The organism is Chromobacterium sp. LK11, from assembly GCF_001043705.1.
GTDB lineage: Bacteria > Pseudomonadota > Gammaproteobacteria > Burkholderiales > Chromobacteriaceae > Chromobacterium > Chromobacterium alkanivorans.
In genome coordinates this window covers 1-15,379 of record NZ_LDUR01000047.1, presented here as the reverse complement: position 1 = coordinate 15,379, position 15,379 = coordinate 1, and the positions used below count along the sequence as shown (strand labels likewise).

The window sequence follows — 15,379 nt, the reverse complement described above, 5'->3', positions numbered from 1 at the left end:
TTCAGGTCAACGCCAAGGCGGCGTCGGCGGCGCTCAACCACCCGCTCAACGCCGCATGCGCCAGCAGCGCCGCAGCCAGGCCCGCCACAGCGACAGCCAGCGGCAAAACCAAGCGCCGAAAACGCCTGGAAACGCCGCTACGCAGCATGGCGACCCCGCCGTCGAACTCGCCGGACGGCAACGAGGGAGGAGCCGGCAGGCCCGCGCTGAGTTGCCCCAACAGCGCCTGGCAGGCCGCTTCGTCTTCTCCTCCGCGGAACCCCAAGGCCAGAGTCGCCGCATAGCACCAGCCCAACGCCGGTTCCGCCGCAGGCTGCGCCAAATGCGCGCGCATCCGCCCCAGCAAAACCTCGCCGGCCTGATAACTATTGAAAAAACGGACCTGCAAAGGCTCCCGCGCCCACGCCGCCCGCTTCGCCCCTTCCAGACGGCGCAGCGCCGCCTCATCCAGCAACGCGCATTGCGCGTAACTGGCCCGCTCTATCAAGGCCTCGCCGGCGCCGCCCTGGCGTAAATCCTCGCGCGTCGCGCTCACCAGTCCGGCTGCGTGCTCACGCCAATCCTCCACGTGCTCGGGCGCGTCCTTGTCGGCCAACATCGACACCGTCAGCGCAGTGTCCCGGAAACTGCGGGCCAAAGCCTCCGGCGAAAATTGCTTGCTCATGATTTCAACACCACGAAGAGTTCAAGCACCACCCCCGGCAAAGACGCGGGCACATAGCAAGAACACGCCTGCGCCGCCAGCATGCGCAGAAAAGCCGGGTGGCCGGCATCCAGGGCGAAATACAAGTTTTCCATCCGCAGCGGCAGAGCGGCGGGCAAACGCGCCGGCACGCTCAGCGGCACCCCGCCAGACGCGGTGCTGACCACGGTCTCCACATCCTCCGGCGCGCCTATCTTGCACACAGCCGGAAAGCGCTCCAGCAACTGCGCCGGCGGCATCTCCGCCCTCACCGACAGATAAAAACCGCCCTGCTCGCCCAGCCTCGAATCCACCAACTGGCCATGCCACATCGACGCCTCCCCTTTCACCAAAGGCACCGACACCACCTGCGAAGGAATCACCGTGTCCAGGCAGCCCCTGATCCTGTCCTCCAACAACAGGAAACCCGGCCTGGCATCCTCATGCCGATAAGCGGGGATGTCCGCCAGATCCTGCTGCAACGAAAACGTGGACAGCATGCCGCACAGCTGAGCCAAAGCCCGATGCAGCGCCTCCGGGTGGCAGGCCGGCGTCTGCCTTAGATGCGCCAGCACCGGCCAAGCGCTGTTCACGCAATGCAAGAACCAGAACAAGCCGGCGTCCGACACTGAAAAATCCACCAAACCATGTCCGCGCTCGCGCCGGCGCTCCGACAGCTGCCGGCTGCGCGCCAACAGCGTCTCCTCAATCCGCCCAAGCAAATCCATCAAGCCCGGCGCCGTGTCCAGACGCAGCGCCGGCGGCCAGAACGAAGCATCCCGCTCCCATTGGCCCTGACCGTTGCGGCTCAAACGCAACAAGGGGCAGCAGACATAATCCGCCCGCTCCTCAAACTCCAGCAGCACACGCAAATTGCCTCGCTCTACCGCCAGCTCCGCCGGCGGGCCGTCGTACAAGTCCTCCACCTCCAGGTATTCGCAGCGCTGCCGCCTGGGCCGCGCCGGCGTTTCGCCATCGAACTCTCCGTTGCCGCCCCCTGCTTCCCACATGGGCAGCCCCAGAAACACCTGCACGCTCTGCGCCTCGGCCGGCGCCGCCAAATCCCGCGCCGGCGGCAGGCGGTCCGCCTCCGCGCAATCGACCACGACGCCATCCGGCAGGATCAGACGCAGCCTTTCCAGCTTCAGCTTGCCCAGGGCTAAAGCGGCTTCATCCCACGCCAACTCCCAGCACCCCCAAAAATATGGCTGGGCCAAACGTCCAAACGAGGCGGCCAGGTGGGAAAACCACAAGGACTGCTGCTGAAAATGCTGAGGGGACAGCAAGGCGCCCTCCAGCCACATCGGACGGAAAAATCTCATGCAGATAACCTCCGAATAAATCCTTACACGAATATTTGCGATGCGTAATACAAATCAACAACACACAACGTCTCCACAAAAATAAAACCAACTCGATCTGTTCACGTAAAAACAAATAAAAAACACAAAATCATTTAAACTAAATTTATTAAATTACCAAAAATATATTTGATTAAACAATGAATGCCATTGAAATAACACAACAATCAACATAGAAAATTTCAAGCATTCTAGACATCAAACATCACATCATGTCAACTTAAAAACAATATTGCGCCAAAGCACACAACCTGGTTACCATTGAAAAACAATCCAGCAAAAACAAACAAGTATCAAAAACCAAAAAAAACACAAACAAAACCACAACAAACGCACCCACCTAAATAAGGAGAAAAAACAAACCACAAACAAACTCAAAAAAACCTTAAATCCGCGCCCAGCGCGGCAAAGCAAGACAACCACGTTCATTTACCCAACAGGATGAATGGACAGCTTCAACCTTGATCGCAGGAGGAAACACCATGGCTGAAAGCTTTCAAAACGAAGTGCCCGCCGCGCGGGTCAACATCAAGCTGGACCTGCACACCGGCGGGGCACAGAAGAAAGTGGAGCTCCCACTGAAACTGCTGGTGGCGGGGGACTACAGCCATGGCCAGGAACAGCGGCCGTTGGCGGAACGGGAAAAGGTGTCGATCGACAAGAACAACTTCGACGCGGTGCTGGCCGAACTCAACCCCAGGGCCAAGCTGGTGGTGGAAAACACGCTGGCCGGCGACGGCTCCGAAATGGCGGTGGACCTGGACTTCAAGGCCATGAAGGACTTCCACCCGGAACAGGTGGCGGCGCGGATTCCGGAGCTGCGCGCGCTGCTGGCGATGCGCAACCTGCTGCGCGACCTCAAGGCCAACCTGCTGGACAACGCCTCCTTCCGCCGCGAGCTGGAAAAAATCCTGCGCGACGACTCGCTGTCCGCCAACCTGCGCAGCGAACTGGAACGCATCATCCCGCTCAGCCAAGCCGCCCACTAAGCCAGGAGCCCTTCCATGTCTACAAAAACGCAACAGCAGTCCGACGGCACCGTTGTGCTGGAATCTCCGGCCAGCGTTTACGAATCGCTATGCGCCAAGATCAACCTGGCCCCGGTGGCCAGCACCCAGCCCATCGAGGCCTATCAGACCGCGGAAGTGATGTCCGACGCGCCGCTGGACGAACGCATCGCGGTGGCGGTCAACGTGTTCCTGAAAATGATTCAGGAGTCTTCGCAAAAGGTGGACCGGCTGGACAAAAGCCTGCTGGACTTCCACATCGCCCGCATCGACGCGCAGATCAGCCGTCAGCTGGACGCGGTGATGCACAACCCATCCTTCCAGCAGATTGAATCCGCCTGGCGCGGACTGCGCTTTCTGGTGGACCGCACCGACTTCCGCAAGAACGTCAAGATCGAAGTGCTGGACGTCAGCAAGGAAGACCTGCGCAACGACTTTGACGACGCGCCGGAAGTGATTCAGAGCGGGCTGTACCAGCACACCTACATCCAGGAATACGACACCCCCGGCGGCGAACCGATAGGCGCCATCATCTCCAACTACGAATTCGACCGCGGCGCGCAGGACATCGCGCTGCTGCGCGACATCGCCAAGGTATCCGCCGCCGCCCACATGCCCTTCATCGGCGCCGTGGGGCCGGCCTTCTTCGGCAAGGACAGCATGGACGAAGTCGCCGCCATCCAGGACGTGGCCAACTACTTCGACCGCGCGGAATACATCAAATGGCGCAGCTTCCGCAACAGCGACGACGCCCGCTACATCGGCCTGGCCCTGCCGCGCTTCCTGGCCCGTCTGCCTTACGGGCCCGACACCGTGCCGGTGCGCAGCTTCAACTACGCCGAAAACGTCAAGGGTCCGGATCACCAGCGCTACCTGTGGGCCAACGCCGGCTTCGCCTTTGCCGCCAATATGGTGCGCAGCTTCATCCGCAACGGCTGGTGCGTGCAAGTGCGCGGCCCGCAGGCCGGCGGCCTGGTGGAAGACCTGCCCATCCACCTGTACGACCTGGGCATAGGCAACCAGGTGAAAATCCCCACCGAAGTGCTGATCCCGGAAACCCGCGAATTCGAATTCGCCAACCTGGGCTTCGTCCCGCTGTCCTTCTACAAAAACCGCGACTACGCCTGCTTCTTCTCCGCCAACTCCGCGCAAAAGCCGGCCTTGTACGACACCAAGCAAGCCAGCGCCAACAGCCGCATCAACGCTCGGCTGCCGTACATCTTCCTGCTGTCGCGGCTGGCCCACTACCTGAAGCTGATCCAGCGCGAAAACATCGGCGCCACCAAGGACCGCCGGCTGCTGGAGCTGGAGCTCAACACCTGGATCAAGCTGCTGGTCACCGAAATGACCGACCCCAGCGACGAACTGCAAGCCTCGCACCCGCTGCGCGACGCCCAGGTCATCGTCGAAGACATCGACGACAACCCCGGCTTCTTCAAGGTCAAGCTGTTCATCGTGCCGCACTTCCAGGTGGAGGGCCTGGACATCAACCTGTCGCTGGTCTCGCAAATGCCCAAGGCCAAAAACTAAGAACGCGTTTACGACCTAGCGAGCAAGAGCGAGACAAGGCGAAAACCGCTGAGAAAGCGGAATGTACGTTTGGTACGTGGGCATTTCGAAGCGGTACTCGCCGCGCCGCGTTTCACGACGCGCAGCAGATCGTAAACAGGTTCTAAGCGTCCGTCCCCTCGGGCCGTCTCCACGGCCCGAGGACAGGTCCAATAGGGAGAGCCGCCATGCCGCCGCAACAGCTTTACCATCTGAAGATCGCCGAACTGCCGGCAGAACAGCTGTCGGTCCAATCCTTCACCCTGAACGAAACCCTGGGCCGGCCCTTCGCCGCCAACATCCGCGTCACTTCCGCCCGCCAGGACATCGACCTCGTCTCCCTGCTGGACCGCTACGCGCTGTTCTCCATCCACGGCCCCCACCCGGACGCCGCCCTGTTTCCAGAGACTCCGCCGCAGCTATTGCGCCGCTGGCGCGGCGTGGTCAGCCACGCTCGCCGCCTCAGCGCCAGCCGCGACGAAGCGCTGTACGAGCTGCGCATCGAATCCCGGCTCGCCCGCCTCGGAGAAGGCCGCTACTCCCGCATCTTCCAGCACCAATCCGTGCCGGAGATCATTGAAGCCGTGCTGCGCCGCCACGACTATCGCGGCCACGAAATCACCTGGAAGCTGCGCCCGGCCTTCAGCCAGGGCGGCGAGGCCTACCCCAAGCTGGAATACGTGACCCAGTACCAAGAGTCCGATCTCGACTTCATCCACCGCCTCGCCGAAAAAGCCGGCCTCTACTACTACCTGGTCACCGAAGCGGACAGCGCCGCCTGGGAAACCATCGTCTTCGGCGACGATGTCGACGCCTACGTCCGCACCGGCCGCGATCCCGCCCAGCCGCCCCAGGGCGGCGTCAAGCTCAAACTGCGGCCCCAGGCCGGCATGGCCGACAACGAGGAAACCCTGAGCCGCTTCGAACTGGCCGCCCAGCCCATCCGCGCGCAAATCCAGCGCAACGACTACAACTACCGCAGCGCCGACACCCGCCTGCTCAGCCAGGGCGGTCCGGCCGACAACACCCCCGGCGCGCGCGGCGTCGACTACCTGTGGGGCGAACACTACAAAGACCCGGCGCAAGGGCAGCGCGCGGTGCGGATCGCCCAGCAGCGCGAACACTGCCGCCAGTGGGTCGCCGCCGGCGACGGCAACTGCCTGCAAGCCTTCGCCCCCGGCCAGATCTTCAAGCACGACGGCCCGACGCTGGCTCCGGCCCCGGACGGCTGGCTGCTGGTCTCGGTCCAGCACCAGGGCGGCCGCCGCGACGCCTACCGCAACGCCTTCAGCGCCACGCCCGCCGACCGGCCTTATCGCCAGGAATTATTCACCCCGGTGCCGAACATCGCCGGTGCGCTGCCGGCCCGCGTGGTCGCCCCGGAAAAAACCCATTACGGCGCGATAGACCTGCAAGGCCGCTACTGCGTGCGTATGCCCTTCGACCTGGACGAATGGTCGCCCGGCGGCGACAGCCGCCCCTTACGCCTGGCCCGGCCCTACGCCGGCCCGGAGTACGGCCAGCACTTCCCGCTGCACCAAGGCACCGAAGTGCTGGTCAGTTTCGTACAGGGCGATGTGGACCGGCCCTATATCAGCGGCTGCCTGCACAACTCCGAACTCACCGACAGCAACCCCGGCGCTTACTGGGACAGCCGCAACCTGATCCGCACCTGGGCCAATAACAAGCTGCGGCTGGAAGACCGCAAGGGTGAGGAACACATCAAGCTGGCCACCGAGTTTGACAAGAGCCAGCTCAACCTCGGCCATCTGGTCAACGGCCAGCGCGCGCCGCGCGGCCAAGGCTTCGAACTCCGGACCGACGGCTGGGGCGCCATTCGCTCGGCCAAAGGGCTGTTCATCACCACCGACGCCCAGCCCAAGGCCGGCGGCAAGCAGCTGGACATGCAGGCGGCGCTGGATCAGCTGGACGCCGCAATGAACCAGGCGCGGGAACTGCTGCGCCTGGCCGGCGAACACCGCAACCCCAAGCCGATGCTGGACACCCTGCAAACCCTGCTCGACCACAGCAAGCAACTGGCCGGATCCGCGTTGCTGGCGCATGCCCCGGCCGGCATCGCCCACGCCACCCCGGCCTCGCTGCTCGCCAGCGCCGGCCAGGCCATCCACCTGCAAGCCGGCGACGACATCAACCTGGGCAGCGGCGAATCGCTGCACGCGGTGGCGGTCAAGGCCATCGCCCTGCTGGCGCAAAGCCAGGGCATGCGGCTGGTGGCGGGCCAGGGCAAGCTGCAACTGGAAGCCCACGGCGACGCGCTGGAGCTGAGCAGCGAAAAGAACATGACACTGCAAACCGTCAACGGCCAACTGCTGCTCAACGCCAAGCGCGGCATCACCCTGGCCAGCGGCGGCGCCTTCATCCGCCTGCAAGACGGCAAGATCGACATCCACAGCCCCGGCGACCTCAAGCTGCGCGGCATCTACGACATGGCCCCGCCCGGCGGCCAGACCCTGCCCTTGCCGGAACTGCCGGCCTCAGTGTGCAAGGAATGTCTGCGCCTGGCCTTGGCGAGCGCCAACCCGCTGGTCCCGCTGGAAACCGCCGCCTAAGCAAGGACAAGACATGACCGAACCCCATCAACGCTATCTCGACCAACTCAGCGCCGCCACGGCGCAGCGGCGCTACGGCCATCTGGACCTGCTGCTGGACCCGGCCGCCGACGGCGACAACTGGCTCCGTCGCATCGCCCTGATCCAGCCGCCGCTGGAACGCCTGCGCCTGTTCGACGACACCCCCTTGAGCGATCTGCGCCAGGACTCGCCACTGCTGGTGCGGGTGATGCTATCGCAGCCCGGCCATTGCGACTGGCTGGACAGCACGCTCAGCATGCTGTGGCAGCAGCCGCAATGGCTGGCCCTGCTCAGCCCCAGCCCGCTGCCCACTCTTGTCCAACAACTGCGCCGCTGCCTGCTGGCGGTGCTGGACGACGGCGCTAGAACGCTGCTGCGCTACTACGACCCGCGGCTGCTACGCGTGGTGCAACAGGTCCTGGCGCCGGAGCAAGCCGCTGCGCTAAATCACAATATCGACTGCTGGCTGTGGCGCGATCGCGACGGTGATCTGGCCAAGCTCAGCCCCCCGGCCGCCATGCTACCGCCGGCAGGGCCAGCACTGCGGCTGAGCGCCGAGCAGCGCCAGCAACTGGAAGCCTATGTCGAAGCCCATGCGCTGCTGCAACAGCGGCTGGAAGACGAACCGGAACTGAGCGGCCGGGAAGCCTTATTGGACCAACTGGCGGCGCTGAGCTGTCAGGCGGACGCCCGATCGCTATGGGAAGAGCCGGGGCGCGGCGACTGGATTGCCAAGCAATTGGCCGCGCTAGCCGCCTCGGCGCAGGACACATCGCGATGACCGGTCGTCTCCTCACCGCCATCTTGCGTGTCTTGGACGGGTTCTGGCTCGCCGTGCTGCCCTGGCTGCCGGCACAGGCCATGGGCGACAAACCCGAAATGGTTCCTGCCGGCGTCGAAGGCTACAACCACACCTCGGCCAATATCAATAACTTCAGCATCAACCGCGCAGGCGGCCACAATATCGCACCGTTCAATAGCTACGGCGGCTCGCAATCCTGCTGCGTTTCCTTGCCACGCCAATGGCGGCCTGGACTGATGGCCACTGTCGAGTGGGAAAAAGACTCCAAGCCATTCGGCAATCCTGAATTAGCCAAAGGCAAATATGACGAAGCCTGGATGCGAGCCTTCGACCGCCATAAAGCCCAGTATTTTTCTTCTCACCGCGCCGTCGTCGAAATTCCGCACTACGAGGATTCCGGTGCCTTGAAAGTCCACTTCCTGCCCTGCGATCAGGTCAAAGTCGCCGCCAACAACATCACGCCCGGCTACCCCTACAACTTTCCTAGAAGGATGGAGGAGCCCAAGACATGTCCCAAGTAGAACCACGCCCAAGCCCGGAAGCCGTGCGCATTCGTTCCGGCCCCTTCCCGGAAGGCGGCCTATTGCCAACCACCCTGGCCGAGCGCCGGCAGAACCTGAACTTGCAGGCCCGCGACGAGAACGCCGAAAAAGCCCCCCGCCGCAAAGCCGCCGCCGAGGGCGGTCCGGCCTATTCCTCGACCAGTTGTACCAAGAGCATCACCATTTCCTTGTTCTTCGACGGCACCAATAATCATGAGCCGTCGGACCGTGAAGCCAAGCCACCGAACACCTCGAATATCGCCCGGCTTTATCACGTCGCCATGAGCCACGGAAACACACGGAAGGACACGGGAAACACCCCCAAGCCTGTGCCGTGTTTTTCCCTGTGCTTCCGTGCTTACCCGCTTGTGCCTTCCCCCATCACCATAAAAAAGGAGCCCATCATGTTTGATTTCGCCATCCTGTGGCGATTCGCCCAACGCGGCCTGACCCTGCTGGCGCTCGCCGTGCTGCCCTGGCTGCCGGCACAGGCCATGGGCGACAAACCCGAAATGGTTCCTGCCGGCGTCGAAGGCTACAACCACACCTCAGCCAATATCAATAACTTCAGCGTCAACCGCGCAGGCGGCCACAATATCGCTCCGTTCAATAGCTATGGCGGCTCGCAATCCTGCTGCGTTTCCTTGCCACGCCAATGGCGGCCTGGACTGATGGCCACCGTCGAGTGGGAAAAAGACTCCAAGCCATTCGGCAATCCTGAATTAGCCAAAGGCAAATATGACGAAGCCTGGATGCAAGCCTTCGACCGCCATAAAGCCCAGTATTTTTCTTCTCACCGCGCCGTCGTCGAAATCCCACGCTACGACCCACCATGTGCAGTACAAGTCCACTTCCTTCCTTGCAATGAGGTCCGGGTTACCGCTACCTGCCACAAACCTAGTGGTCCTAACTTTCCCTATAAAGACTGGTATCAGATCAAGGAGCCCAAGACATGTCCCAAATAGACAGCCGTCCCAAGCCCGAAGCGGTACAGCTCCGTTCAGCCCCCTTCCCCGAGGGTGGCCTGCTACCCACCACCCTGGCCGAGCGCCGGCAGAACCTGAACTTGCAGGCCCGCGACGAGAACGCCGAAAAAGCCCGCCGCCGCAAAGCCGCCGCCGAGGGCGGCCGCGCCTACTCGACGCCCTGCAACAAGACCATCACCATCTCACTGTTCTTCGACGGCACCAATAACCATGAGCCGTCGGATCGGGAAGCCAAGCCGCCGAACACCTCGAATATCGCCCGGCTATTCCACGCCACCATGGGCCTACTGCCAGGCGCCGCCACCAGCATTCCCAACTCCCCTGGCGGCAAGCTGCTGGATCAAGGGGTCTACCGCTACTACATCCCCGGCGTCGGCACCCGCTTCCCGGAAATCGGTGAGCTGAAGCCGATGAGCAGCGGTCTGATCTTCGCCAACGGCGGCGAGGACCGCATCAACTGGGGACTGACCCGCATCATCGACACTTTGCTGATCAACTTCACCGGCGATGGCCTACCGGAAACCACGGCCCGAGAGATGATCACCACGCGGATGCGCACCACCATCTCGCAACAGGATGGCTACCGCTACCGCAAGGATGCTTTGCAGCCGCATCTGGAGGCGCTGGCCGAGGCCCGCTACGCCAAACCCCGGCCCACCGTGCTCGGCATCCGCCTGTTTGTCTACGGCTTCTCGCGCGGCGCCGCCGAGGCCCGGGTGTTCGCCCGCTGGCTGGAGGCGCTGACCCGGTCCGAGGACGCGCCGGCCGACGCGGTGGATGTCCAGCACACGCTGATCGGCATCCCGATCTCGATTCGCTTTATGGGCCTGTTCGACACCGTCGCCACCGTCGGCCTGGCCAATAGCGTGCCGATGTGCGACGGCCACATGGCCTGGGCCAGCGACAGCCAGCTGCGCCTGTCCGACAACCCTCAGTTTCTGGAGCAGTGCCAGCACTTTGTCGCCGCCCATGAGCAGCGCGCCAGCTTCCCGCTGGATAGCATCCGCCGCCGCGAGGACCCCAAGCAGGCCAATACCGCGTCGCGCTACCGCTCTGGCTGTGTCGAGACGCTGTATCCCGGCATGCACAGCGATGTCGGCGGCGGCTACAGCGTCGGCGAACAGGGCAAGGGCATCGACCCCAAGAACCAAGAATGGCAATGGATGCTGCTGTCGCAGATACCGCTGCACGATATGTACCGCGCCGCCTTCGAGGCCGGCGCGCCCTTGACCATGCCGGAGGCTGCCATTCCCGTCAGCGTGCGAGAGGTTGACCCTTGGCGGGTCATGAGCGCGGACACCCGCCGCGAATTTGCTATTTCTCCTACCGTCATCACCCGCTTCAACGTCTGGCTGGAACAAGCCCAGGCCGGCGGGCTGGAAGACGTATTACGCGGCCAGATCGCCTGGATCACCGGCTGGCGCATCCACCGCTGGATCCCCGGGTCGCGCTGCTTTTACGAATCCGCGCACAGCCAGCCGCAGCAGGACTATTTCAAGCGCTGCGACGACAAGGACCAGCCAAAACCCTTGCGCCAGGCGCTGGAACGCGAGCATGAGCGGCAGTTGCAGGAGGACCTGGCCCAGCGCGACAACAAGCCGCCGCCGCAGCTGTCGCCGGAGCAGCAGGAGCAGCGCGACAAGGACCGCGAGCTGATAGCCAAAGCCGCCGCCGGCAAGGCGATTCCGGACGGCGGCAAGGCCAAGGACGGCAGCGAGCAGATGGTGACGCGGCCGGGCGTGGCCACCCGGGTCAATATCGACAAAGGTTTTGAGCCGGTGATCGACCAGCAGCAGCTGGAGCACGGCGCCAAGGACTTCCGCAAGGACTATGTGCCGGAGTGGCAGTTGTCCGGCGACCCCAGCAGCGTCATCGATGGCGTGTTCGATCTGCTGCTGGGCGGCACCGTTTACCTGCTCAACAGCGACGACGAGGCCGCCGAATACGCCAGCATCCGCGAGGGCGGCCAGGCCAAGGAAAAAATCCTGTTCGGTCAACGCGAGCTGCGCGATCTGGTGCTGCTGTACGACGAACACATCCACGATTCGCGCGCCTGGTTCATCTATTCCACCCTGGGCACCCGCGAACCGTGGACCGATTACTTCCGCTACCGCACGGTGTTCTACGACGACGAATCCAACAAGCCGCTGTCGCCGCTGATGATCGCCGGCCGGGTGGTGGGGCTGGCGGTGACGCTGGGCAGCGTCGGTTTCGCGATCAAGCGCAAGGACCCGCGCTATCTGCTGGGTCTGATGCTGCCGTCGCTGGGCTTGCCGGTATTGAGCGGGCGCGGCTGGCCGCAGTGGTCGGCCGGGGCGCTGCCGGAGCTGAGCTTCACCGACCCGCAAAGCGGGGCGGCCCTGCCGATGGCGGAGCTGGACCCGGCGCTGCGCGCCTTCAGTCAGCGGCCGGCGGCGGCGGAAACGGTGCTCAGGCAGCTGTGGCGCGCCGAACCGCGGCTGCCGGTGTTCGGCGCCGAGCCGTGGCAGCCGACGCCGCTGATGCTGAGGGCCTGGGAGGCGCGTAAACAGGACGTGGCGGAACTGGAGGCCTGGCGCGCCTTGACGCCGCCGCACCCCAACGACCCGGACGCGCCGCCGTTCCCGCCGCGGCCGTGGTCATGGTGAGGCCTTCTTTTTCCATCAAACTTAATACATGCAGGAAATCAAGCTCATGGCCATCCGTCAACGCTGGAAATTGTCCGCTATCGCCTATTTCGCCGACTTCGTCTTCACCCCGCTCCGGAGCCGTTGACGCTCTCGACTTAAAGAAAGGGAAATCCTCCATGTCTCGCGTGATTCGTCAGGGCGACCGCCTCAGCAGCGGCGGCACGGTGTTGCAGGGCAGCGGCCTGGGCGGCCATCTCCAGCGGCCGCTGGCCCGCAAGGGCGACCCGGTGTTCTGCCCGCTGAAAGACCATGGCCACAACCGCATCGCCGAAGGCGCGGCGCACTGGCTGCTGGACGATATGCCGGTGGCGCTGGAAGGCCATCGCTGCGAGTGCGGCTGCACGCTGCTCAGCAGCAGCGACGGCATCGAGGTGCATTGAGATGCGCGCGCTGCCAAGCTTGCCCTTGTTGCCGCCGCCTAAGCGGCTGTCGCCATGGGCTTGGGCGACGGCGCTGCTGTTGTTCTGCGCCGCCGGCGCCGGCCTCACGCTATGGCGCTGGCCGACGGACGCCCCGACCAACACGCTGGAGTTCTGGTTCTGGACCGCGGCTTTCGGCCCGCTGCTGTGGGCTTTCCTGCTCTGTCTGCGCGGCGTCGCCTATTACGCGGCGGACAATGACGCCGTCTTCTTCAAGGAAGAGCTGGCGCAACGCCAGCAATACTGGCTGGCCCATCACCGCCAGACGGCCAGCCTGGACGCCTGGGCGCTGCTGACGCCGCAGGCCCGCGGCGAAGCGGAATGGGCGGCGCTGTGCGCGGCCGCCAAGCCGCCGCCGGCCGCGTCCTTGCGGCAACGACCGCCCGGCTGGGAAGCCGCGCCGGGTTACGCCGAGATAGAGACCCGCTTAGCCAGCCGGCTGGCGCTGGCCTTGCGGACGAGCCAATCCGGTCCCGACGTGCCGCTGGCCCTGGAACTGTACTGGCAAGGGACAGACACCGGCAGAACCCGGTTTGTCGATGCCTTGCTTGCCCATTGGCCCGGCTTGAGTGTGGGTTCGCTAAGGCGCTGGGAGTCCATGCAAACACTGGATGCCGCCATTGAACGGCTGCACACCCCGGCGGCGGACGGTTCCTCGCCGGCGGCGGTCTTGTGCGCCGGCCTGGCGCTGGACCCTCAGCAGCCGACGCGGCAGGCCGGTTTCGCCTGGCTGCTGCGCCGCCCCGGCCCCGACGACGCGGTGCGGCTGAGCCGCCCGGAATGGAGCGACAGCGGCGAGGATGTCTGCGCCGGCGCCACCCGCAACGCCGAGCAAGCCCCGGCCGCCTGCCTGGGCCTGGACAAGCTGACGCCGACCGCCGCTCCCTGGCCGACGCCGGACAAGGGCTTGCGGCCATGGTGGGACGGCCCGCCGGAGCTGGATGGCCCAGCGCTGTGCACGCTGGCCGCCATCCACGCCGCCGCCCAGCGGCAAGCCTGCGGCTGGCTATTGCAAGAACAAAGCATGCTTTATGCCGGGATGGCGCTGCCGGCGGCCTCACTCTCCAACAATAAGGACACGGCATGAGCGCACCTTCAAAACCCCATGGCCTGCTGATCATGCTGTTGGCGCTGGCGCTGCTGCTTTTGTTACTGGGCATCCCGCTATGGCTGTACCGCGACGCCTTGATCGGCGCCGACGCGGCCGCGGATGGCAGCCGCCCGGTCTGGTGGCCGCTGCTGTCCTTGGCCGCGGCCGGGCTGCTGGCTTACGGCCTGTATCGCCTGCTCAAGAAACAGGGCCTGCTGACCGGCCTGGAGCGAGTGCTGCGCTGGGGCGCGCCGCCGCCCCGGCTGCTGGATGCCGACGCGCCGGCCCCGGCCGCCCCCTGGGCCGGCCTGGAACGCGTGGCCCAACGCTGGCGCGAGCGCCCGGCCCAGCAGCGCCCGCACTGGCTGCTGCTCTGCGGCGCGCCCGAAGCCGTCCGCCAGGCGGCGCCGGCGCTAGCCCAACAGCCCTGGCTGGAAACCGACGGCATGGTGCTGATCGACGCCTCCGCCCCCCCGCCTCCCGGCGGCTGGCGACGCTTGCGCGGACGCTGGCAAGCGCCCGCCGACGCCGTCATCGCCCTGCTGCCCCAAGCCGGCGACGCCGCCGCGCTGGCCGAGCGCGCCGAGCAATTAGCCATCGCCAGCGGCTGGACCCTGCCCATCACCCTGTGCCAGCGCGCACCCGACGATGCCGGCCCCGGCGTCGCCGGCTGGCCCTTGCCGGCGCTGCCCGCCAACGCCGACGACTGGGCCGCCCAGGCCAAGGCCTGGGCCGACCGGCTGGCCCTACACGGCATTCCCACTCACCAGAACAACGTGGCCCAGCCCTTTCTGCTGCGTTGCGCCCAGTGGCTGGAACGCGAAGCCGCGGCGCTGGCCGAGGCCTGGCAGCGCTGGCGCGGCGGCCTGGGCACAGCTCCCGCCTTCACCGCGCTGGCGCTGGCCACCTGGCCGGCCGACGTCCGGCTGTGGAGCGGCGCGGTCAGCCAGGGTTTCGCCTTCGCCCCGCGCCGCCGCAGCAGCCTCTGGCAACGCCGGCTGGCCGGACTTATCGGCGCGCTGTGCCTGTTCTGGCTGGCCGGCATGCTGGCGTCCGCCTATCAGAACCACGGCCTGATCGCCGAGGCCCAGGCCGCCATCGACGCCCAACCTAAAACCGCCACCCTGAACAGCGCGCTCCAGCTACAACGGCTGCTGGAGAAGCTGGAGGCCCGCCAGCGGCACGGCGCGCCGTGGTCCGCCCGCTTCGGCCTGAACCGCGACGCCGCCTTGCTGGAACGGCTGCGCCCGCACTACGCCCGCGCCATCGGCCAGGCGATGATTGCGCCGGCCCGCAGCCACTGGGCGCAGCAATTGCAGGCGCTGAACCAGACCCCCGCCGCCGAGCTGAGCGCCGATCCGGCCCACACCGAACAAGGCTATCAGGCGCTGAAAGCCTATCTGACCCTGGACCAGCCGGCGCGCGCCGAACCGGCCTTCCTCGCCGCCCAGCTGGCGGCCCGCGACGACGGCGCCTTCTCCCCGGCGCTGCGCCGCGCGATGGCCCAGTTCTACGCCGACCGGCTGGCCGGCCAGCCCGGCTGGCGCATCCCCGCCGATCCGGCTTTGGCGCAGGCCAGCCGCCAGACCTTGATCGGCCAGCTGGGCCGCCAGCAGGCCGACGACGCCCGCTACCAGCAGATCCTGGCGGAAGCCCAAGCCAAGTATCCGCCGCAGACGCTG

12 protein-coding genes are annotated in these 15,379 nt (G+C 65.3%); 10 read left to right on the top strand and 2 right to left on the bottom strand.

From position 1 onward, the window contains the following. Position 1 precedes the first annotated feature (1 nt). Both VK98_RS21690 and tssK read right to left on the bottom strand, forming a co-directional pair. Positions 2–664, bottom strand: a complete 663-nt coding sequence (locus VK98_RS21690) for a DotU/TssL family secretion system protein (RefSeq protein ID WP_048416011.1) — start codon at positions 662–664, stop codon at positions 2–4. Next, a complete protein-coding gene (tssK, locus tag VK98_RS21685) occupies positions 661–2,004 on the bottom strand; it encodes a type VI secretion system baseplate subunit TssK (protein WP_082159178.1) in 1,344 nt (447 codons plus the stop codon). The genes VK98_RS21690 and tssK overlap by 4 nt, the downstream gene beginning before the upstream one ends. Before the next feature lie 521 nt (positions 2,005–2,525). On the opposite strand from tssK, the gene tssB reads away from it, so the two are divergent. The 10 genes from tssB to VK98_RS21635 form a co-directional block, all read left to right on the top strand. Next, positions 2,526–3,032 carry a type VI secretion system contractile sheath small subunit gene (tssB, locus tag VK98_RS21680; RefSeq protein WP_048416010.1) on the top strand — a complete coding sequence of 169 codons (507 nt, stop codon included), beginning with the start codon at positions 2,526–2,528 and terminating at the stop codon, positions 3,030–3,032. A 15-nt stretch (positions 3,033–3,047) separates the two neighbouring features. After that, positions 3,048–4,580 carry a type VI secretion system contractile sheath large subunit gene (gene tssC, locus VK98_RS21675; RefSeq protein ID WP_048416009.1) on the top strand — a complete coding sequence of 511 codons (1,533 nt, stop codon included), beginning with the start codon at positions 3,048–3,050 and terminating at the stop codon, positions 4,578–4,580. 206 nt (positions 4,581–4,786) lie between these two features. Continuing rightward, entirely contained in the window at positions 4,787–7,168 is a 2,382-nt protein-coding gene (locus VK98_RS21670; RefSeq protein WP_048416008.1) for a type VI secretion system Vgr family protein, read from the top strand. 13 nt (positions 7,169–7,181) lie between these two features. Next, entirely contained in the window at positions 7,182–7,970 is a 789-nt protein-coding gene (locus VK98_RS21665; RefSeq protein WP_048416007.1) for a DUF4123 domain-containing protein, read from the top strand. Then, positions 7,967–8,512 carry a DUF3304 domain-containing protein gene (locus tag VK98_RS21660; protein ID WP_048416006.1) on the top strand — a complete coding sequence of 182 codons (546 nt, stop codon included), beginning with the start codon at positions 7,967–7,969 and terminating at the stop codon, positions 8,510–8,512. The genes VK98_RS21665 and VK98_RS21660 overlap by 4 nt, the downstream gene beginning before the upstream one ends. After that, positions 8,500–9,498 (top strand): DUF3304 domain-containing protein, encoded by a 999-nt coding sequence (locus VK98_RS23015; protein ID WP_082159177.1) that lies wholly within the window; start codon positions 8,500–8,502, stop codon positions 9,496–9,498. Before VK98_RS21660 ends, VK98_RS23015 begins: the two co-directional genes overlap by 13 nt. Next, positions 9,486–12,146: a DUF2235 domain-containing protein gene (locus VK98_RS21650; protein ID WP_082159176.1), complete on the top strand. Its 2,661-nt coding sequence runs from the start codon at positions 9,486–9,488 to the stop codon at positions 12,144–12,146. Before VK98_RS23015 ends, VK98_RS21650 begins: the two co-directional genes overlap by 13 nt. Before the next feature lie 158 nt (positions 12,147–12,304). Continuing rightward, positions 12,305–12,568, top strand: coding sequence for a PAAR domain-containing protein (locus VK98_RS21645; RefSeq protein WP_043593944.1), 264 nt, complete (start codon positions 12,305–12,307; stop codon positions 12,566–12,568). Position 12,569: 1 nt separating this feature from the next. After that, on the top strand, positions 12,570–13,694 hold the full coding sequence (locus VK98_RS21640) for a hypothetical protein (RefSeq protein WP_048416005.1): 1,125 nt from the start codon (positions 12,570–12,572) through the stop codon (positions 13,692–13,694). Beyond that, positions 13,691–15,379 (top strand): ImcF-related family protein (locus VK98_RS21635; RefSeq protein ID WP_197083136.1); only part of this gene is annotated, 1,689 nt, incomplete at its 3' end. The genes VK98_RS21640 and VK98_RS21635, both read left to right, overlap by 4 nt.